19 protein-coding genes are annotated in these 19,744 nt (G+C 68.1%); 13 read left to right on the forward strand and 6 right to left on the reverse strand.

Features of this window, described 5'->3' with window-relative positions; all coding sequences use genetic code 11:
• The first annotated feature begins 40 nt into the window (after window positions 1–40).
• Window positions 41–709, forward strand: a complete 669-nt coding sequence (hpf, locus tag FFS72_RS13365) for a ribosome hibernation-promoting factor, HPF/YfiA family (protein ID WP_137874392.1) — start codon at window positions 41–43, stop codon at window positions 707–709.
• Window positions 710–942: 233 nt separating this feature from the next.
• On the forward strand, window positions 943–3,816 hold the full coding sequence (gene secA, locus FFS72_RS13370) for a preprotein translocase subunit SecA (RefSeq protein WP_137874393.1): 2,874 nt from the start codon (window positions 943–945) through the stop codon (window positions 3,814–3,816).
• A 45-nt stretch (window positions 3,817–3,861) separates the two neighbouring features.
• Here the strand turns inward: secA and FFS72_RS13375 are convergent, their stop codons facing one another.
• Entirely contained in the window at window positions 3,862–4,464 is a 603-nt protein-coding gene (locus FFS72_RS13375; protein WP_137874394.1) for an Rv3235 family protein, read from the reverse strand.
• Between the two features lie 235 nt (window positions 4,465–4,699).
• On the opposite strand from FFS72_RS13375, the gene FFS72_RS13380 reads away from it, so the two are divergent.
• From FFS72_RS13380 to FFS72_RS13405, 6 genes are all read left to right on the forward strand, one after another.
• A complete protein-coding gene (locus tag FFS72_RS13380) occupies window positions 4,700–5,146 on the forward strand; it encodes an HAD-IA family hydrolase (protein WP_137874448.1) in 447 nt (148 codons plus the stop codon).
• A gap of 12 nt (window positions 5,147–5,158) precedes the next feature.
• Complete coding sequence (locus tag FFS72_RS13385; protein WP_137874395.1) at window positions 5,159–6,586, forward strand: WS/DGAT/MGAT family O-acyltransferase; 1,428 nt, start codon at window positions 5,159–5,161, stop codon at window positions 6,584–6,586.
• A gap of 9 nt (window positions 6,587–6,595) precedes the next feature.
• Window positions 6,596–7,114, forward strand: a complete 519-nt coding sequence (locus FFS72_RS13390) for a DUF6912 family protein (RefSeq protein WP_137874396.1) — start codon at window positions 6,596–6,598, stop codon at window positions 7,112–7,114.
• An 82-nt stretch (window positions 7,115–7,196) separates the two neighbouring features.
• Window positions 7,197–8,312 carry a ferredoxin reductase gene (locus FFS72_RS13395; protein ID WP_137874397.1) on the forward strand — a complete coding sequence of 372 codons (1,116 nt, stop codon included), beginning with the start codon at window positions 7,197–7,199 and terminating at the stop codon, window positions 8,310–8,312.
• Between the two features lie 121 nt (window positions 8,313–8,433).
• Window positions 8,434–9,669 (forward strand): fatty acid desaturase family protein, encoded by a 1,236-nt coding sequence (locus FFS72_RS13400; RefSeq protein ID WP_137874398.1) that lies wholly within the window; start codon window positions 8,434–8,436, stop codon window positions 9,667–9,669.
• A gap of 106 nt (window positions 9,670–9,775) precedes the next feature.
• Entirely contained in the window at window positions 9,776–11,032 is a 1,257-nt protein-coding gene (locus FFS72_RS13405; protein ID WP_137874399.1) for a fatty acid desaturase family protein, read from the forward strand.
• Between the two features lie 138 nt (window positions 11,033–11,170).
• On the opposite strand, the gene FFS72_RS26465 is transcribed toward FFS72_RS13405, so the two are convergent.
• The 3 genes from FFS72_RS26465 to aroA all read right to left on the reverse strand — a co-directional run bounded on the left by FFS72_RS26465 (window position 11,171) and on the right by aroA (window position 14,258).
• Window positions 11,171–11,317, reverse strand: a complete 147-nt coding sequence (locus FFS72_RS26465) for a hypothetical protein (protein WP_171018664.1) — start codon at window positions 11,315–11,317, stop codon at window positions 11,171–11,173.
• 608 nt (window positions 11,318–11,925) lie between these two features.
• On the reverse strand, window positions 11,926–12,942 hold the full coding sequence (gene rsgA / locus FFS72_RS13410; RefSeq protein WP_137874449.1) for a ribosome small subunit-dependent GTPase A: 1,017 nt from the start codon (window positions 12,940–12,942) through the stop codon (window positions 11,926–11,928).
• Complete coding sequence (aroA, locus tag FFS72_RS13415) at window positions 12,939–14,258, reverse strand: 3-phosphoshikimate 1-carboxyvinyltransferase (protein WP_137874400.1); 1,320 nt, start codon at window positions 14,256–14,258, stop codon at window positions 12,939–12,941. Before aroA ends, rsgA begins: the two co-directional genes overlap by 4 nt.
• Window positions 14,259–14,329: 71 nt before the next feature.
• Between aroA and FFS72_RS13420 the strand changes: the two genes are divergently transcribed.
• Window positions 14,330–15,121, forward strand: a complete 792-nt coding sequence (locus FFS72_RS13420; protein ID WP_137874401.1) for an SOS response-associated peptidase — start codon at window positions 14,330–14,332, stop codon at window positions 15,119–15,121.
• 134 nt (window positions 15,122–15,255) lie between these two features.
• Here FFS72_RS13420 and FFS72_RS13425 read toward each other — a convergent pair whose 3' ends face one another.
• Both FFS72_RS13425 and ybaK read right to left on the reverse strand, forming a co-directional pair.
• Entirely contained in the window at window positions 15,256–16,251 is a 996-nt protein-coding gene (locus FFS72_RS13425) for an LLM class flavin-dependent oxidoreductase (protein WP_137874402.1), read from the reverse strand.
• Window positions 16,252–16,325: 74 nt separating this feature from the next.
• Window positions 16,326–16,820, reverse strand: coding sequence for a Cys-tRNA(Pro) deacylase (gene ybaK, locus FFS72_RS13430; protein WP_137874403.1), 495 nt, complete (start codon window positions 16,818–16,820; stop codon window positions 16,326–16,328).
• A 190-nt stretch (window positions 16,821–17,010) separates the two neighbouring features.
• On the opposite strand from ybaK, the gene FFS72_RS13435 reads away from it, so the two are divergent.
• The 4 genes from FFS72_RS13435 (at window position 17,011) to FFS72_RS13450 (ending at window position 19,688) form a co-directional block, all read left to right on the forward strand.
• Entirely contained in the window at window positions 17,011–17,691 is a 681-nt protein-coding gene (locus FFS72_RS13435; RefSeq protein WP_050065208.1) for a sigma-70 family RNA polymerase sigma factor, read from the forward strand.
• Entirely contained in the window at window positions 17,688–17,969 is a 282-nt protein-coding gene (gene rsrA / locus FFS72_RS13440; RefSeq protein WP_050064706.1) for a mycothiol system anti-sigma-R factor, read from the forward strand. The genes FFS72_RS13435 and rsrA overlap by 4 nt, the downstream gene beginning before the upstream one ends.
• A gap of 157 nt (window positions 17,970–18,126) precedes the next feature.
• Window positions 18,127–18,534, forward strand: a complete 408-nt coding sequence (locus FFS72_RS13445; RefSeq protein ID WP_137874405.1) for a YciI family protein — start codon at window positions 18,127–18,129, stop codon at window positions 18,532–18,534.
• Between the two features lie 8 nt (window positions 18,535–18,542).
• Window positions 18,543–19,688 (forward strand): RNA polymerase sigma factor, encoded by a 1,146-nt coding sequence (locus tag FFS72_RS13450; protein WP_137874450.1) that lies wholly within the window; start codon window positions 18,543–18,545, stop codon window positions 19,686–19,688.
• Window positions 19,689–19,744: the final 56 nt, after the last annotated feature.

Below are 19,744 nucleotides of genomic sequence, written 5' to 3' on the forward strand. Positions count from 1 at the left end.
CAGGTCAAACATTTGACTCGGCCGTATTCGGGAGGTACGCGTGACGACCCCTTCGACAGCATCTGCTTTCGTTCAGGACGCTGCAGAAATCACCGGGGAATCCGAAGCCCCACGCTCCGAGATTGTGGTCAAGGGCCGCAGTGTCGAGATTCCGGACCATTTCCGGGTCTACGTATCCGAGAAGCTCGCTCGACTCGAGCGCTTCGACCCGACGATCTACCACTTCGACGTCGAACTCCAACACGAACGCAACCGCAGACAGGCGAAGAACTGTCAGCGCGTCGAGATCACCGCGCGCGGCAAGGGCCCCGTGGTCCGCGCCGAAGCCGCCGCCGACAGCTTCTATGCAGCCTTCGAGAGCGTGACCTCCAAACTGGAGTCGCGGCTGCGTCGGACGAAGGATCGCAGGCGCGTCCACTACGGCGACAAGACGCCGGTGTCCGTGGCCGAGGCAACCGCCGCACTCGCCGAGGACGACTCGCTCGGTATCTCGCCCGAGATCTCCCTCGATTCCGAACAGCCGGAAGGTCCCGGCCGGGTCGTGCGGACGAAGGTGCACTCCGCAGCGCCGATGGCGGTCGACGACGCGCTCTACGAGATGGAACTCGTCGGACACGACTTCTTCCTCTTCCACGACAAGGAGACGGACCGGCCGTCGGTCGTGTACCGCCGCCACGCGTTCGACTACGGGCTCATCCGGCTCGCCTGAGTTCGCCGGGCGCTCTCGGTGAACCCCGGGCTACACCGCCCGAACGAGCCGGGGAGTAGGCCGACGAACCTGAGCAACAGACAAGAATGATCGGTCGATCGACTCGATCTGCGACCGCAGCGCCTAACATGGGATCCGGTCGAGGGAAAACCCCTCGACCGGATCCCGCTGCGATGGCAGCCCGATCCACCGTGTACCGACCTGCCCGCCGAGACCCAAGGACGTTCAAACCCGTGCCGTCGTTGTCACTGTCCAAGCTGCTCCGTGTTGGTGAAGGTCGCATGGTCAAGCGGCTCAAGCACATCGCCGAACACGTCGATACGTTGTCGCCCACGTACGAGGCACTGTCCGACCAGCAGCTTCGGGCCAAAACAGCGGAGTTCAAGGACCGTCACGCGAAGGGCGAGACTCTCGACGACATCCTCCCCGAGGCGTTCGCGGTCGCCCGTGAAGCGTCGTCGCGAGTGCTCGGGCAGAAGCACTACATCGTGCAGATCATGGGCGGTGCCGCCCTGCACTTCGGCAACGTCGCCGAGATGAAGACCGGTGAGGGCAAGACCCTGACCTGCGTGTTGCCCGCCTACCTCAACGCCATCGCGGGCGAGGGCGTCCACGTCGTCACCGTCAACGACTACCTCGCCAAGCGTGACTCGGAGTGGATGGGCCGCGTTCACCGGTTCCTCGGACTCGAGACCAGCGTGATCCTGTCGGGGATGACCCCCGCCCAGCGTCGTGACGCGTACGCCGCGGACATCACCTACGGCACCAACAACGAGTTCGGCTTCGACTACCTGCGCGACAACATGACGCACACGCTGGACGATCTCGTGCAGCGCGGACACTCCTTCGCGATCGTCGACGAGGTCGACTCGATCCTCATCGACGAGGCGCGTACTCCGCTCATCATCTCGGGCCCGGCGGATGCGTCCAGCAAGTGGTACGGCGAGTTCGCGCGCATCGCGCCGCTGCTGAAGAAGGACGTCCACTACGAGGTCGACATCAAGAAGCGCACGGTCGGTGTGCACGAGGCGGGCGTCGAGTTCGTCGAGGACCAGCTCGGGATCGAGAACCTGTACGAGGCCGCGAACTCGCCGCTCGTCAGCTACCTCAACAACTCCATCAAGGCGAAGGAGCTGTACCAGCGGGACAAGGACTACATCGTCCGCGACGGCGAGGTCATCATCGTCGACGAGTTCACCGGCCGCATCCTGGTCGGGCGCCGCTACAACGAGGGCATGCACCAGGCGATCGAGGCCAAGGAGAAGGTCGAGATCAAGGCCGAGAACCAGACCCTCGCGACGATCACGCTGCAGAACTACTTCCGGCTCTACGACAAGCTCTCCGGCATGACCGGCACCGCCGAGACCGAGGCCGCCGAGCTGCACCAGACCTACAACCTCGGTGTCATCCCGATCCCGACGAACAGGCCGATGGTCCGCGTCGACCAGGGCGACCTGATCTACAAGACGGAGGCCGCCAAGTTCGACGCCGTCGTGGACGACGTCGCCGAGCGGCACGCCAATGGCCAGCCGGTGCTCATCGGTACGACCAGCGTCGAACGTTCCGAGTACCTGTCGAAGCAGTTCACCAAGCGCGGGATCGCGCACAACGTGCTCAACGCGAAGTTCCACGAGCAGGAAGCGCAGATCGTCGCGGAAGCCGGTCGGACCGCCGCCGTCACCGTGGCGACGAACATGGCCGGTCGTGGCACCGACGTCGTGCTCGGCGGCAACCCCGACATCATCGCCGACGTGCTGCTGCGCAAGCAGGGTCTCGACCCCGTCGAGACCCCGGAGGAGTACGAGGCGGCGTGGGACGACGCGCTCGCACAGGTGCAGGCCCAGGTCAAGGCGGATGCCGATCAGGTGCGGGAGGCAGGCGGACTGTACGTCCTCGGTACCGAGCGTCACGAGTCGCGCCGTATCGACAACCAGCTGCGCGGCCGTTCGGGTCGCCAGGGCGATCCGGGCGAGTCCCGCTTCTACCTGTCCCTCGGCGACGAGTTGATGCGTCGATTCAACGGCGCGGCGCTCGAGTCGATCATGACCCGGCTCAACCTGCCCGACGATGTTCCGATCGAGGCGAAGATGGTCTCGAAGGCAATCAAGAGCGCGCAGACGCAGGTCGAGCAGCAGAACTACGAGATCCGCAAGAACGTCCTCAAGTACGACGAGGTGATGAACCAGCAGCGCACGGTCATCTACGACGAGCGCCGTCAGATCCTCGCGGGCGAGGACATGGAGGGTCAGGTCGAGACGATGATCACCGACGTCGTCACCGCCTACGTGGACGGGGCGACGGCTGAGGGGTACGTCGAGGATTGGGATCTCGACCAGCTGTGGACGGCACTCAAGACGCTGTACCCGGTCGGGATCGACCACCGGGATCTCACGCACGAGACCGCCGACGGGGACCGCGACGACCTGTCCCGCGACGATCTTCGTGAGGCGCTGCTCGCCGACGTGCGAACCGCCTACGCGAGGCGTGAGGCAGAGATCGACGCGATCGCGGGCGAGAACGGCATGCGCGAACTCGAGCGGCGGGTGCTGCTGTCGGTGCTCGACCGGAAGTGGCGCGAGCACCTCTACGAGATGGACTACCTCAAGGAGGGCATCGGCCTGCGGGCGATGGCGCAGCGCGACCCGCTGGTCGAGTACCAGCGTGAGGGCTACGACATGTTCACCGCGATGCTCGAGGGCCTGAAGGAGGAGTCGGTCGGGTTCCTGTTCAACCTGCAGGTCGAGGCGGCTCCGGCGCAGACCCAGTCGGGCTGGACGAATGCGGCCGCGGCCGCGCGCACCCAGGCGACTGCTCCCACCGCGACCCCGGAGGCCACGGCCGACGCGACGCGCGAGGCCCAGCCGCCCGCGCCCGCTGCTCCCGCGGCGCCGGCAGCTCCTGCCGCCCTGCGCGCGAAGGGATTGGAGTCGCGCGAGGAAGGTCGGCTCACCTACTCCGGACCCGCGGAGGACGGAACCGTCGCGGCGCGAACCTCGGCGTCCGGCGGCAACGGTGACGGGGCGGGCAGCACCGGTGTCGTCGGCCCGACCCGCCGCGAGCGCAGGCAGGCCGAGCGCGACAACCGGAAGTCGCGGCCGAAGCGCTGACCATCGGCGGGTCGGAACCCGCCGTCGAGAGCGGCGTGGCTCCGCTCAGCCGACCTGCAGTGACGTGACCACCCATCCGGCGACGGGCGTACCCGTGTTCCGCCGGTGGGTGGTCGTCGTCGTCCTGGTCGTCCCGGCGTTCGAGCGTGGACCCGGCTTGGCCCGCTCGACCCGGCCCGCGATCGCGAACGTCCGGGGACCACGGACGTAGGTGCCGAACACCTCGGCGCTGTCGGGCGCGGTGTGCCGGATGTGGACCCCGCGCAATCCGGCGGCGCCGAGGCTTCGGCCGGGCATGCCGGCGCGGGTCAGTGCGGAGACGAGGTTGAGTGGAGTCGGGGCGAGCAATCCGGTCAGCCCCGACGGGTGCCTGCGTCGATCGAGGACCTCGAGGATCGAGCGGAGCACGAATTCGGTGAAGCGGCGGCAGTCCGGGTCGACGGTGGCGTGTGTGGGGACAGTCTCGCGGTCGGGATGCGACGAGGCGGCGTGGTGCCGTGGTGTCGGGGTCCGGTGTGGCAGTCGTCGTCCCGACCGCAGGTCGGGACGGCCGTTGCACCGGGGTGTCTCGGTGGGCGGCGGTGTGGGGGTCGCAGCCGGAGAAACCGGGGGCTCGCCGTTCGGGGCGGCGGTGACGTAACGCTTCATTCGACTCTCCTCGCGCCGATGGCGCGCTCGACGGGATGTGTCCGCAGCGACTGCGGTGTGCCGTCGTACCCGAACGTCGGGTACGCGGATTCGGTCGAGCCCGGGGAGAGTCCGGGACCGCAGCGAGGATCGCACGAATTCCGTTCGCTCGCATGTCGTTCGCATGATCGACTTCGCGACCGCGTTCGCCGAGCTGCGCGCCGACGACGGCTCGGCGACGCCGTACTGTTGGATCGTGCTCGGACTCCTGCTCGACTTCGGTGGCGTACTCGACGGGCCCGACACGGCGCCGCTGACGGATCTCGTCGCCGAACTTCGGGCGCGGGGAGTGCGGACTGCCGTGCTCAGCAACGATCCGGGTGGTCCCGGCGCGGCATCGCTACGGAACCTCGGTGGTGGGCGGGTGGTGGACGAGGTCGTCCTGTCGGGCGACGTGGGCCTCGCCAAGCCGGACCCCCGCGTCTACCGGTACTCCGCGCACCTGCTCGGAGTGGAGCCGGGGGAGTGCGTGTTCGTCGACGACCTTCGTGTGAATGTGCGTGGCGCGGTCGCCGTCGGGATGGTTGGCGTCCATCATGTGGGTGTGACCGCCACCGTCGGCGAACTGCGGATACTGTTCGATGCCGAGGACGTCGGGAGCGCCGGGACCACCCGGAACGCACGACGCGGGCACGGGGAATGACGGGGGCGGGCAGTGGACAGCAGGCTCACGACGCAGGACGCGTCCTTCTACTTCCTGGAGGCGGGAAGCACTCCGATGCACCTCGGGTCGCTCGCGATTCTGCGCGCCCCCGACAGTGGGTTGGACTACGAGGACCTGCTCACGCACGTCGAGCGCAGGCTCTCGCTGGTCCCGCGGTATCGGCAGCGGGTGCGCGAGGTGGTGTTGGGATTGGCGCGGCCGGTGTGGGTCGACGACCGCGACTTCGACATCACCTATCACGTGCGGCGGTCGGCCCTGCCGAAGCCGGGCTCGGACGAGCAACTGCACGATCTCGTCGCACGCCTGACGTCGCGCCCGCTCGACCGCAGTCGTCCGCTGTGGGAGATGTATCTGGTCGAGGGGTTGGCGGACGATCGCGTCGCGATCTTCACCAAGTCGCATTCGGCTCTGGTCGACGGCCTGCGTGCACTGGAGATCGGGCAGGTGCTGTTCGACGAGTGCGACAACCCGCGTCAGGTTCCGGACGAGTTGTGGATGCCGGGCCGGGAACCGCGGGAGTCCGAGTTGGTGATGGGTGCACTGGCCGAGATGATCGCCAGGCCCGCGGAAGGTGTTGCCACCATCAAGCATCTGGTCGGGGACGTCGTCGGGACGGCGACGAGTGCGCTCGGCAACGCCGCGGCACTGGTCCGGACGGCGGCAACGACGGCCCCCTCGACGCCGTTGAACGCCACCATTTCCCGCAACCGCCGGTTCGCGACCGCGAAGACGTCGCTCGAGGACTATCGGACCGTGCGTTCCAAATTCCACTGCTCCGTGAACGATGTGGTTCTGACGGTGTTGACGGGTGCGCTGCGCAACTGGCTGCTCTCGCGTGGTGAGCCGGTGACCGCGTTCTCGACGGTGCGGGCGATGGTGCCGATCGCGGTACACATGTCGAACGCGGATGTGGGGGCGGACGTGGACGCGGTGGAGGATCCCGGTTCGGTGCCCCAGAACTTCGACCGGCGGGCGTCGTCGCTGCTGATCGACCTTCCCGTGGGCGAGCCGAATCCGGTGGTCCGGCTGTCCCACATCGCGCACGCGACGGAGGCGCACAGCAGGCAGAACCGCACGATGACGGCGCAGACGCTGGTGCAGGTGTCGGGGACGGCTCCGCCGACGCTGCACGCCGTCGGGCTGAGGTTGGCGGCAGGGCTCTCGCAGCGGATGTTCAACGTGATGATCACGAACGCTCCGGGGCCGCAGGCGCCGTTGTGCCTGGGCTCGGCGCAGCTGCTCGAGACGTACCCGGTCTCCCCGCTGATCCGGAACCAGGCGTTGAGCATCGGCCTGACGTCGTACGACGGTCACGTCTACTACGGTTTGAACGGTGACCGGGATGCGATGTCCGATGTCGACGTCATCACCGGTCTGTTGTACGAAGCGCTCGACGAGTTGTTGGAAGCCTGCCGGTAAGGGGAGTACATGAGGGTCTACGTGCCCGCGACGATCGCGATGCTTCAGCGGCTGGTCGCCGAGGAGGAGTTGGACCCGGTGAGCCGGACCGCGTTCGCGGTGACTCCCGCGTTGCGGGAGGCGTATGCGTCCGGCGACGACGAGGAACTCGCCGAAGTCGCGATGAGCGAGGCGGCGCGCGCCTCGCTGCGTCTGCTCGCAGGCGAGGTCGGCGACGTCGAGCCAGGCGCGACCGCGCAGGTGCGCTTTCGACGCGCGGTGATCGCCGCCGACGTCGACGAGGTGAAGGTGCGGTCGGACCTGGACGACGCCGTCGTGAGGTTGGGGGCGCCGCTCGCGTTGTCGTCGGTGGCGTCGGTGCACGTCGACCTGGCGGAGGCGGAGTCGGCGATCGAGCGAGCGGTCGGGATCGTGGACGCCGCCGATCTCGGCGACGCCGACGCCGAGTTCGTCCTCGGTGACGCGGAGGATCACGAACTGGCCTGGTACGCGACCCAGGAACTGCCGTTTCTGCTCGACCTGCTCTGACCCTCGCCGGGACTGCGTGACAGTACGCGCGGTCTGCGGGTAACCTACGGGCCCGTAGCTTCTGCGATTGGACGGGATTTCGATGGGTGTGAGGAAGTGGCTCGAGGCGCCGGCAGCGGACGTGTCGGCACCGCGACGGCCGAGTGTCAACATGCTGCGCGGGGCGGTGACCCGGGTGACCACTCCACTGTTGCCGGACGACTTCCTGCACCTGGCGAATCCCCTGTGGTCCGCGCGAGAGCTGCGCGGCAAGGTCGTCGAGGTCCGCACGGAGACCTCGGACTCGGCGACGCTCGTCATCAAGCCCGGATGGGGCTTCAACTTCGACTACCAGCCCGGTCAGTACATAGGCATCGGCATCCTCGTCGACGGGCGGTTCCACTGGCGGTCGTACTCGCTCACGTCGCCACCGAGTCGTGACCGCAAGCTGATCACCATCGCGGTCAAGGCGATGCCGGAGGGCAGGCTGTCGAGCCACCTCATCAACGGTGTTCCCGCCGGAACCGTGGTCCGGCTGGCGGCGCCGCAGGGCAACTTCTCGCTGCCGGAGCCGCCGCCGGCGAAGATCCTGTTCCTGACCGCAGGCAGTGGCATCACTCCCGTCATGGCGATGCTCCGCTCGATGGTGCGACGCGGCACCCTTCCCGACGTCGTGCACGTGCATTCCGCTCCCACCGAGCAGGACGTCATGTTCGGCGACGAACTGCTCGCGCTGCACGACGCCCACCCGGATTTCGTGTCGCACGTCCAGCACACCCGCAGTGGTGGCCGGTTCAAGCTCGCCGACCTCGACGAACTCTTCCCGGACTGGCGTGAGCGGCAGACCTGGGCCTGCGGCCCGATCGAGATGCTCGACGAGGTCGAGAGGAAGTGGTCCGAAGAGGGCCTCGTCGATCGCTTGCACACCGAACGATTCACGATCTCCCGTGCCGACATGTCCGGGCAAGGCGGCACCGTCACCTTTGCGAAGTCGGGGCGGTCCGTCGAACTGGACGGCGCGACGACGGTGCTCGAAGCCGGCGAGAACCTCGGGGTGCAGATGCCGTTCGGGTGCCGCATGGGTATCTGCCAGACGTGCGTGGCGCCGCTCGTGTCGGGACACGTGCGGGACCTGCGGTCGGGCCACGAGCACGGTGAGGGTGAGCGTGTGCAGACGTGCATCTCGGTGGCGGCGGGGGACTGCACGATCGACCTGTAGCCGGGTGCAGGCTTTCGGGGTCCCGCCCCGCCACGCCCGGCCGAAACGTCCTCTACCCTTGATTCACGAGCCGCGGTGCCTCCGACGGTGACTGACGATCACATCTCGACGGAAGGCCCCGATGGCCATCACGGACATCACTGAATTCGCACACCTCACCGACTCCGACATCGACGAACTCGGGCGGGAACTGGACAGGATCCGCCGGGACGTAGAGGAGTCCCGGGGTCAGTCCGACGCCCGGTACATCCACAACGTGATCCGCCTGCAACGCGCACTCGAGATCGGTGGGCGGGCTCTGCTGTTCGGTAGCCGCTACCGTCCCGCGTGGTTGGCGGGAACCGGGATGCTCGCCGTCGCGAAGATCGTCGAGAACATGGAGCTCGGGCACAACATCGTGCACGGGCAGTGGGACTGGATGAACGACCCGGAGATCCACTCGACCACCTGGGAGTGGGATCAGACGGGTCCGTCGTCGCAGTGGAAGCGTGCGCACAACTATTCGCACCACACGTACACGAACGTCGTCGGGATGGACGAGGACGTCCAGTTCGGCATCATCCGGATCACACGGGACATTCCGTGGCGTCCGATCAACCTTGCCCAACCGTTCGCCAACATCCTGCTCGCCACCACGTTCGAGTGGGGCATCGCGCTGCACGACTGGAAGGTCACCCAGAAGGCCGAACGTGCCCGCGGTGCAACGGATGTCGACTACCTCCGTCGTGAGTTCGTGCGCAAGGCGACACGGCAGGTCGTCAAGGATTTCGTGCTCTTCCCCGCGCTCACCGGTCCGGCGTGGCGCTCGACGTTGACCGCGAACGCGGCGGCGAACGTGATCCGGAACGTGTGGGCGCACGCGGTGATCTTCTGCGGGCACTTCCCCGACGGCGCGGAGAAGTTCACCGTCGAGGAGCACGAGCAGGAGACGAAGGCGCAGTGGTACCTGCGACAGATGCTCGGCAGCGCGAACATCTCCGGTGGCCGCGTCATGGACTTCATGAGCGGCAATCTCAGCTACCAGATCGAGCACCACCTGTTCCCGGACCTGCCCAGCAACCGGTTGCGGGAGGTGTCGCTGCGCGTGCGGGCACTGTGCGACAAGTACGACCTGCCGTACACGACGGGCCCGCTCAGCCGGCAGTACCTGCTGTCGATGCGGACCGTGATGAAGCTGTCGCTGCCCGATCGCTTCCTGAAGGCGACGTCGGACGATGCGCCCGAGACCTCCTCGGAACGCAAGTTCCGGGTGCTCTCACGGCTCGGGCAGGGCGTCGCGGCTGCGGGCGCGGTCGATCCGGTGTCGGGCGGTCGGGTCGGGCTCCGGTCGGCCCTGCGGTCCTTGCGGAACCGCTGACGCCGGGAGTGCTGTGATTCGAATCACAGCACAATTTCCGTAACCTACGGGGCCGTAACTTACGGTAGGGTAGCCCGGTCAATGGAAGTTCTGCACCGGGAGAACGATGGCTATTTCGGACGTCAAGGAGTACGCGCACCTCACCGAGGCCGATGTCGAGGCCCTCGGTCGAGAGTTGGATGCGATTCGCCGGGACATCGAAGCGTCTCGGGGCGAACGCGACGCCAAGTACCTACGCAACACGATCCGGCTCCAGCGGTCCCTCGAGGTCGGCGGCCGCGCGGTCCTCTTCGGTAGCCGCAAGCGCCCGCTCTGGCTGCTCGGTGCGGGCATGCTCGGGGTCGCGAAGATCATCGAGAACATGGAGCTCGGGCACAACGTGATGCACGGGCAGTGGGACTGGATGAACGATCCCGAGGTGCACTCCGCGAGCTGGGAGTGGGACGTGGTCGGGCCCTCCGCGCACTGGAAGCAGACCCACAACTACCTGCACCACAAGTACACCAACATCCTCGGCATGGACGACGACGTGGGATACGGCCTGCTGCGCGTCACCCGCGACCAGCGGTGGAAGCCGTTCAACGCGGGCAACCTCGTCTACAACACCCTGCTCGCACTGTTCTTCGAGTTCGGCATCGCCGCGCAGCACGTCGAGCTCGGTAAGGTGGCGAAGGGGCGCGACGACCGCGAGGAGACCAAGCGCAAGCTGCGTGAGGTCGGCGACAAGGTGGGCAAGCAGCTCGTCAAGGACTATGTCGTGTTCCCGGCGCTCACCGGTAAGGCGTGGAAGTCCACGATGTCGGCGAACTTCACCGCCAACGTCATCCGGAACGTGTGGACCAACGCGGTCATCTTCTGCGGACACTTCCCGGACGGTGCCGAGAAGTTCACGAAGGCCGACGTCGACACCGAGACGCAGGCCCAGTGGTACCTGCGGCAGATGCTCGGCAGCGCGAACATCTCCGGCGGCAAGGTCATGGACTTCATGACCGGCAACCTCAGCTACCAGATCGAGCACCACATCTTCCCGGACCTGCCGTCGAACCGGTACGCCGAGATCGCGGTGCGGGTGCGGGAGCTGTGCGACAAGTACGACCTGCCGTACACCACCGGTCCGTTCCTCGTGCAGTACGGAAAGTCGTGGCGCACCATCGCCAAGCTGTCGTTGCCGAACAAGTATCTGCGCGACACGGTCGACGATGCGCCGGAGACGGCGTCCGAGCGTAAGTGGGACGGCTACGAGACGGCGCGGACCATCGACCCGGCGACGGGGCGTATCCGTGGCCTCAAGACTGCGATTCGCGAGGCTCGGAAGCCTCGCGGACTGCGGAAGGTGATGTCTCGTAAGGCAACCCGCGCCTGATCTGGCGTGACGTCACGCCGGTCGCGTCGAGCCTGTGCGCCACCGGCGCGGCCCGCGCCGACCCTCACCGACCGCGAACTCCCCGGGTCCGATCGAATCGGTCCCGGGGAGCGCGTGTTGGTGGCAGGCGCCGCCGACCTACGAGCCGTTCAGGGCGTCGAATCCCAGTCGGACCGTGTCGAGGGAAAGTTCGACGACGTTGCCAGCCAGGTTGAGGGTGCCGCCGACCACCCCTCCGATCTGATCCAGCAGTCCGAACACTCCATGGCCCAATCCTCTGCCCATCTGTGACTTCCTTCCATCGTGGTCGCTGTGCTCGTGTGAGCGCGATCGATCCTATGCAGACACATCGCGATTCAGATGCGATTCGGTCGAATGATGTCTCTGAATTCGATCCCGGGCAACGTGATTCGGGCTGCCGGGTATCGGCTGCGGCTCTCGTCGGGTCGGTCAGTGGTCGCCCTCGGAGCCGACGTTGTTCGAGCCCAGGGCGGTCGAGACGAAACCGTAGACGGTGTCGGTGAGGATGGTATGGCGGCTCCACTGCGTCCCGAAGCGCACACGCCCCCGGCCACTCCCGATGGATGTCGGAAGCGGTCGGAGGCGTGTTCGGGCTGCGATCAGCTGTCAGGAACCTGCGATGGTCGAACCGAGGTCCAACAGGGTTGCCAGGATGGACTTGACATCACCGAAGATGGACGAGCCCGCACCGAGGATCTGCTCCACACTCATCTGAACTCCTTGCGTCGTGACCGGGCGACCGAGAGGCCGCTTTTCTGTCGTGACTTTCGTGAGCTGATTCGAATCAGATTGAGCTCGTACAGCGTAAACGACATGATCGCGAAAACGTGTCGACGGTCACAGTATCGAGTCTCAACCGTGACTTGGGGGAGTCACCAGGCGTCGTTCGACGACAACGCAACCAGGAGTTGTCGTACCGCGCCCGACCGGCGGGCGGCCTGCCCCTCGAGGTGGTCGAGCGCGCACTCGGGATCAGCCGGGGGGCCGAGGTGGGTGCATCCCCGCGGGCAGTCCTCGATGGCGGCCGCGAGATCGGTGAACGCGCCCATCACGTCGTCGGGGGAGATGTGTGCCAGGCCGAACGACCGGATGCCCGGGGTGTCGACGACCCAGCCACGCGGGTCGTCCGGCGATGCATCGTCGGGCGCGGGCAGGGGAAGGGCGACGGACTGCGTCGAGGTGTGCCTGCCCTTCCCGACTCCGGACACCACGCCGGTTGCTCGATCTGCTTCGGGGACAAGGCGATTGACGAGTGTCGACTTGCCGACGCCGGAGTGGCCGATGAGTGCCGTCACCTTTCCGGCCAGGATGCGCCGCAGAGTGTCGATCGGTTCGGAGGTGCCCGCCAGGACGACCGGGACATCGAGGTCGGCGAAGGCGGCGGCGAACTCCTGATGGTCCGCGAGATCGCCCTTCGTCAGGCACAGGATCGGCTCCAGTCCGCCGACGTACGCGGCGACCAGCGCCCGCTCGACGAACCCGGTCCGCGGCGGCGGATCCGCGAGCGCGACCACGATCAGCAGTTGTGACGCGTTCGCGACCACGATCCGTTCGAACGGGTCGGTGTCGTCCGCGGTGCGCCGCAGGACCGTCGTCCGGTCCTCCACGCGCACGATCCGGGCGAGTGTGTCGACCCGTCCCGACACGTCCCCCACGACGCCGACGCGGTCGCCGACGACGATGGGCGTGCGACCGAGCTCGCGGGCCCGCATGGTGACGACCGGCCGGTCGGGGTCGCCGCCGAGTACGCAGCCCCAGCGCCCCCGGTCGACCGACACCACCATCGCCTCCTCGGCGTGGGCGTGGTCCGGCCGGTTCTTCGTCCGCGGGCGCGACCCCTTGCCCGGACGGATCCTGACGTCCGACTCGTCGTACCGCCGGGGGGTCAGGGCCGCGCCCCCGGCTCGGCGGGCTCGGACGTCACCCTCGACGCCAGCATCGTCGTCCACATGTTCTCGAAGCCCGGCAACGTCTTCGCGGTCGTGCCGACGTCGTCCACGTCGACGTCGTCGACGACGAGCCCCACGATCGCGCCCGCCGTTGCCATGCGGTGGTCTGCGTACGAGAGCCAGCGGCCACCGTGCAGTGGACGGGGCTCGATCCGCAGCCCGTCCGCCGTTTCCGTCACCGATCCGCCGAGCCCGTTGATCTCGGTGGCAAGCGCCGCGAGACGGTCGGTCTCGTGGCCCCGCAGATGGGCGATGCCGCGGAGAACCGACGGCCCGTCCGCGAGCGCCGCCAACGCCGCGACCGTCGGGGTGAGTTCACCGATGTCGTGGAGGTCGACGTCGATTCCGCGCAGGCGGTCGGGCCCGCTCACCGTGAGCAGTGAATCCTCCAGGGAGACAGTCGCTCCCATGTCCGTGAGGATGCCGCGGAATGCGTCGCCGGGCTGCGTCGTCGACGCGGGCCACAGCGGCACGGAGACGGTGCCGCCGGTGACCGCGGCCGCCGCCAGGAACGGCGTCGCGTTCGACAGGTCCGGCTCGATCACCCAATCGACCGGAGTAACGTTCCCCGGCAGCACCTTCCACGTGTCGGCATCGCCGCTGTCGCCGGGCGTCAGGACCGTGACACCCGCGTCGCGCAGCATTGCGACCGTCATGTCGATGTGGGGCATCGACGGCAGCGAACCGCCGTCGTGGCGGACCGTGACACCGTCGTCGAAGCGTGCGGCCGAGAGCAGCAGGCCCGAGACGAACTGGGAGGACCCGGACGCGTCGATCGTCGCGGTCCCGCCGCGCATTCCGCCGCGGCCGGCCACGGTGAACGGAAGCCCCTCGCCGTCGATGTCCGCGCCGAGGCCCCGAAGTGCGTCGAGGATCGTCGCGAGCGGCCTGGTACGTGCCTGCTCGTCACCGTCGAACGCGACCGGACCGTCCGCGAGGGCCGCGACGGACGGCAGGAACCGCATCACGGTGCCCGCGAGTCCGCAGTCGACGGTCGCCGAGTGCAGCGACCCGGGGGTGACGCGCAGCGTCGTGGGGGATCCGGCCTCACTGATCGTCACCCCGAGGGCCCGCAATCCGTCGATCATCAGGTCGGTGTCGCGGCTGCGCAGCGCCCCCGTGATCGTCGATGGACCCGACGCGAGCGCGGCAAGGATCAGGGCCCGGTTGGTGATCGACTTCGACCCGGGCAGGGTCACCGTCGCATGCACGGGCGATTCGGCCAGAGGTGCTCTCCACAGACTCACGACCACCATCTTCCCGTATCGGGTGGGGTACCCGTGCGGCGGCCGCGACGCATGTCGGACGGGCAGGCCAGAATGGGTGCATGTGCGGGAGATATGCGACCACCGTCGACCCGGCGCTCCTCGCCGTGGACATCGACGCACTCGACGAGACCGGCTCCGCGCCGCCGCAGCCGACGGAGCGGTACAACGTCGCGCCGACCGACCCCGTGCTCGCCGTCGTCGCGCGCCACGACCGGGAGCACCCGGACGCCTCACCGACCCGGCGGATCAGGCGGATGCGGTGGGGACTTGTCCCGGCCTGGGCGAAGGCCGGCGACGACGGAGCCCCGGTCCGGTCTGCTCCACTGTTCAACGCGCGTGCCGACACCGCCGCCGACAAGCCCGCCTTCCGGGCTGCCGTCAAGACCAAGCGCGCACTGGTGCCCATGGACGGCTGGTACGAGTGGACCACCGAACCGGCGGCCTCGGGTAAGGCCGTGAAGGTGCCCCACTTCATGACGGCGACGGACGGGTCCACCCTGTTCATGGCGGGACTGTGGTCGGTGTGGCATCCGCCCGGCAGTCGGCCCGGCGACGCGCCACCACTGCTCAGCTGCACGATCCTGACCACCGACTCCGTCGGCGACCTGCAGTCGGTGCACGACCGGATGCCGCTGATCCTGACCCCCGACAACTGGGACCGCTGGCTCGACCCGGACGCCGACGTCCCCGCGAGCCTGCTTGCCGCAGGCGTGTCCGAGTCCGTCGCCGCGGGCATCGAGATCCGCACCGTCTCCGACCGTGTGAACAGCGTCCGGAACGACGGCCCCGACCTCGTCGCGCCCGCGACGCCGCCCGGTTCGGCGGTCGGGGAGCAGATCAGCCTGCTCTGACCGGCGACCCGCCCCGACCGACCCGCCGCTGTTCTTCCGCCGCCTTACTTCCTGAATGGCCCATTCATTCGGTCAGCCTGAATGGGTGGGCCATTCAGGAGTAAGTGCGGGCGGTGTGGGACGGGGAGGTTGGGTCAGCGGGCGAGGGCGGTCAGGTTGCTGACCTCGGCGACCAGCTCGAGGGAGCGCAGCCACGCGGGCCGCTCGACGGCGGACGACGCCACGATCAGCTCGTTGGCGCCGGTCTGCTCGGTGAACGCGTCGAGGTAGTCGCGGACCTGCCGGGGCGTGCCGACGGCGGTGTACTTGAGCATCTGCAGTACCTGCTGGCCGGCAGGCGATTCGAGGACCATGTCGGTCTCTTCGGGAGTGAAGGTGCGGCCGCGGCCGACGAACAGCGCGACTCGGTGCCGTTTCGTCGCGGTGAAGAGGCGCTGCGCCTCGTCCTCGGTGTCGGCGGCGATGACGTTGACGGCCGCCATCACGTACGGCTCGGCCAGTTGCGCGGACGGCCGGAACTCGCGCCGGTAGATCGCGATGGCGTCGTCGAGGGCGTTGGGCGCGAAATGTGAGGCGAATGCGTAGGGCAGGCCGAGCATCGCCGCGAGCTTCGCGCCGAACAGTGACGACCCGAGGATGTACAGCGGCACGTCGGTGCCCTTGCCCGGCGTGGCTTCGACGCCGGGGATGCGGGACGGGCCGGTCAGGTAGCCCTGCAGTTCGAGGACGTCCTGCGGGAACGAGTCGGCGGACGACGGGTCGCGACGCAGCGCGCGCATCGTCTGCTGGTCGCTTCCGGGCGCGCGGCCCAGCCCCAGGTCGATGCGGCCGGGGTGCAGCTCGGCGAGGGTGCCGAACTGCTCGGCGATGGTCAGCGGGGAGTGGTTGGGCAGCATCACGCCGCCGGAGCCGAGGCGGATGGTCTCGGTGTTCGCGGCGATGTGTGCGATGAGGACGGTGGTCGCGGACGACGCGATCGCGGGCATGTTGTGGTGCTCGGCGTACCAGATCCGGCTGTAGCCCTGACGTTCCGCGGCCTGGGCCATCTGCGTGCTGGCGAGGAGGCTGTCCCGGGAGCTTTCGCCCGCGCCGATCTGTGCCAGGTCGAGGATGGACAGGGGAACGGTCACGACAAGCTCGCTTTCGTACGCAGGCAGATTGTTGTCAGGGGCAACGATCTGGGTGCGGTGGGTATTCCGACGAGTCAGCCTGCGGTGATCGGAGCGAGAACGGCCCCGGTCAGTCGGACCAGGTCGGTCGGGTCCAGGTCGATCTCCAGGCCGCGACGCCCTGCGCTGCACAGCACCCGATCCCAGTTGGTCGCCGACGCGTCGATCACCGTCGGCAACTTCTTGCGCTGTCCGAGCGGGGAGATGCCTCCGAGCACGTAGCCCGTGGACCGCTGCGCCTCGACCTGGTCCGCCATCACCGCTTTGCCGGACCCGAGCGCCGCCGCGGCGGCCTTGAGCGAGAGCTTCTCCGGAACCGGCAGCACCGCGACCGCGAGCTTGCCGTCCGCGGTCTTGATCACCAGCGTCTTGAAGATCTGCGCGGCGTCGAGTCCGAGCGTCGCAGCGAGCGCGTCGACCGCCTCGGTGCCGTACGAGGCGCTGCTCGGATCGTGGTCGTAGCTGTGGACCCGGTGCGGAACCTTCGCCTTGGTCAAAGCCTGGGTTGCGGGTGTCGCGGAGCCTGCCATGACCCAACACACTAGGTCGGGCGGGAACAGTCGTCGCAGGGGGAGCGTTGCACCGTGCATTGGTTCGTGTCGAGAGGAGTCGCCGGTGTCGGTGCAGTGCCTGGAGCGTCCCGCGAGTGGGGGTGCAGGTCGCGGTGTCGGAGGCGGGGTGGCGGTAGCCTGGATTTCCGACCAGAGCGAAGGGATCACCGTGCCCCACGACCCGAGCGAACCCCACGACAGCGGACCGGCTGATGCCGCGCCCGCGGCCGAGGAGTCCGAGGCCCAGCTGACGGAGCGTTTCGAACGCGACGCGTTGCCGCTGCTCGACCAGCTGTACGGCGCGGCGCTGCGCATGACGCGGAACCCGGCCGACGCCGAGGATCTGGTGCAGGAGACGTACATCAAGGCGTATTCGGCGTTCCGCTCGTTCAAGGCGGGCACCAATCTCAAGGCCTGGCTGTACCGCATCCTGACGAACACCTACATCAACTCGTACCGCAAGAAGCAGCGCCAGCCTGCGCAGTACCCGACGGACGAGATCACCGACTGGCAGTTGGCGGCGACCGCCGAGCACACCTCACAGGGCTTGCGGTCCGCCGAGGTGGAGGCGCTGGACGCACTGCCCGACGACGACATCAAGAATGCGCTCCAGCAGTTGCCGGAGGAGTTCCGGATGGCCGTCTACTACGCGGACGTCGAGGGCTTCCCGTACAAGGAGATCGCCGACATCATGGGCACGCCGATCGGCACCGTGATGTCGCGTCTGCACCGCGGCCGCAAGCAGCTGCGGGGCCTGCTCGCCGACGTGGCGCGCGAACGTGGATTCAACCGTGGTGCCGCGGAGAAGGCCGCTGCCACCGCCGGACCGGACCAGGAGGCGTCCCGGTGAGCGAGCAGAACGAATTCGAGCAGCTCGACTGCTCCGCCGTCATCGCCGATGTGTGGCTGATGCTCGACAACGAGTGTGACGAGCGCACCAGGGCGCGTCTGAAGCAGCACATGGAGGACTGCGGCTCCTGCTTCGAGGCGTACGGCATCGAGGCGAAGGTCAAGTCGCTGCTGGCCCGCAAGTGCGGCGGCGAACACGCGCCCGACAGTCTGCGGCAGCGGCTGCGAATCCAGTTGACGCAGACCACGATCGTCACGCGGGTCGATCCGGGGCAGTAGAGGCGTTCGCGACAGGGCCGGGACACGAACAGTGTCCCGGCCCTGCCGCGCTTCCCGGGCACGTGGTCGACACGGAGGTGTCGAGAATCGGTCCGCGGCTCCGTCCCCGGTGTGAAGGCGACCAGAATGGGTCGCACCGGCATCGAGGAGAATCGTCATGGCGAAGTACCTGTTGCTCAAGCACTACCGCGGCGCACCCGAAGCGGTCAACGACGTTCCGATGGACCGGTGGACACCGGACGAGATCTCGGACCACATGCAGTACATGAACGATTTCGCGGCTCGGCTCGAGGAGTCCGGCGAGTTCGTCGACGGTCAGGCCCTTGCCGCCGAGGGGATGTGGGTCCGGTACGACGGGGAGGGCCGGCCTCCGGTGACCGACGGCCCGTTCGCCGAGACGAAGGATCTGATCGCCGGGTGGATGGTGATCGACGTCGACAGTCGTGACCGCGCCGTCGAACTCGCCGGGGAACTGTCCGCTGCCCCGGGCGCAGGCGGGAAGCCGATTCACGAGTGGCTGGAAGTGCGACCCTTCCTGACCGCGCCGCCGATCGTCACGGAGTGACGTTTCCGGTGGACGAGGTCCTGCTCCGGAACCTCACGCCCCAGGTTCTCGGGATCCTCGTCCGCCGCGGAGCGGACTTCGCGGCGGCCGAGGATGCCGTGCAGGATGCGCTGGTCGATGCGATCCGCGTGTGGCCCACGGACCCGCCGCGCGACCCGAAGGGCTGGTTGGTCAGTGTGGCCTGGCGCCGATTTCTCGACGCCACCCGCGCGGACACGGCACGACGCAGGCGCGAGGACGTCGTCGAGGTTGAGCCTGCGCCCGGCCCGGCGTCTCGGGTCGACGACACCCTCGCGCTCTATTTCCTGTGCGCGCACCCGTCGCTGACGCCGTCGTCCGCCGTCGCGTTGACGCTGCGCGCGGTCGGTGGCCTGACGACCCACCAGATCGCGCGGGCATATCTGGTGCCCGAGGCGACGATGGCGCAGCGGATCAGTCGCGCCAAGCGGACGATCTCCGGCGTGCGATTCGACCGGCCCGGCGACGTCGCCACGGTGCTGCGTGTGCTCTACCTGGTCTTCAACGAGGGCTACTCCGGCGAGGTCGATCTCGCTGCCGAGGCGATCCGCTTGACCCGTCAGCTCGCATCCGTGATCGACCATCCGGAGGTGGCGGGGCTGCTCGCCCTCATGCTGCTGCACCACGCGAGGCGCTCCGCGCGAATTGCCATGGACGGCAGCCTGATCCCCCTCGCAGAGCAGGACCGCAGCAGGTGGGACACCGCGTCGATCGCCGAGGGGGTCGCGGTCCTGCAGTCGGTGCTCGTCCGCGATCGGCTCGGTGAGTTCCAGGCGCAGGCCGCCATTGCGGCACTGCACGCCGACGCCCCCACTGTCGACGAGACCGACTGGGTACAGATCGTCGAGTGGTACGACGAACTCGTGCGGCTCACCGACAGTCCCGTGGTCCGGCTCAACCGCGCCGTCGCGGTCGGGGAGGCGGAGGGGCCGCGAGCGGGACTCGCGGCCCTCGCGGAACTGGACGAGTCGCTGCCCCGTCATGCGGCGGTGGCGGCATACCTGCGCGAACAGGACGGGGATCTCGCAGCTGCAGCAGTGCTCTACGCCGAGGCGGCCGCGAAGGCGACCAGCCTCGCCGAGCGTGACCACCTGACTCGGCAGGCGGCCCGGCTGCACGCTCGCCTGCGGCAGTAGCCGCCAATCGGGGCGGGTCAGCCGGCCGGGCACGTCGGTGGCCCGAAGGGGGCTGG

Source organism: Rhodococcus sp. Q (assembly GCF_005503035.1).
Lineage (GTDB): Bacteria > Actinomycetota > Actinomycetes > Mycobacteriales > Mycobacteriaceae > Rhodococcus_G.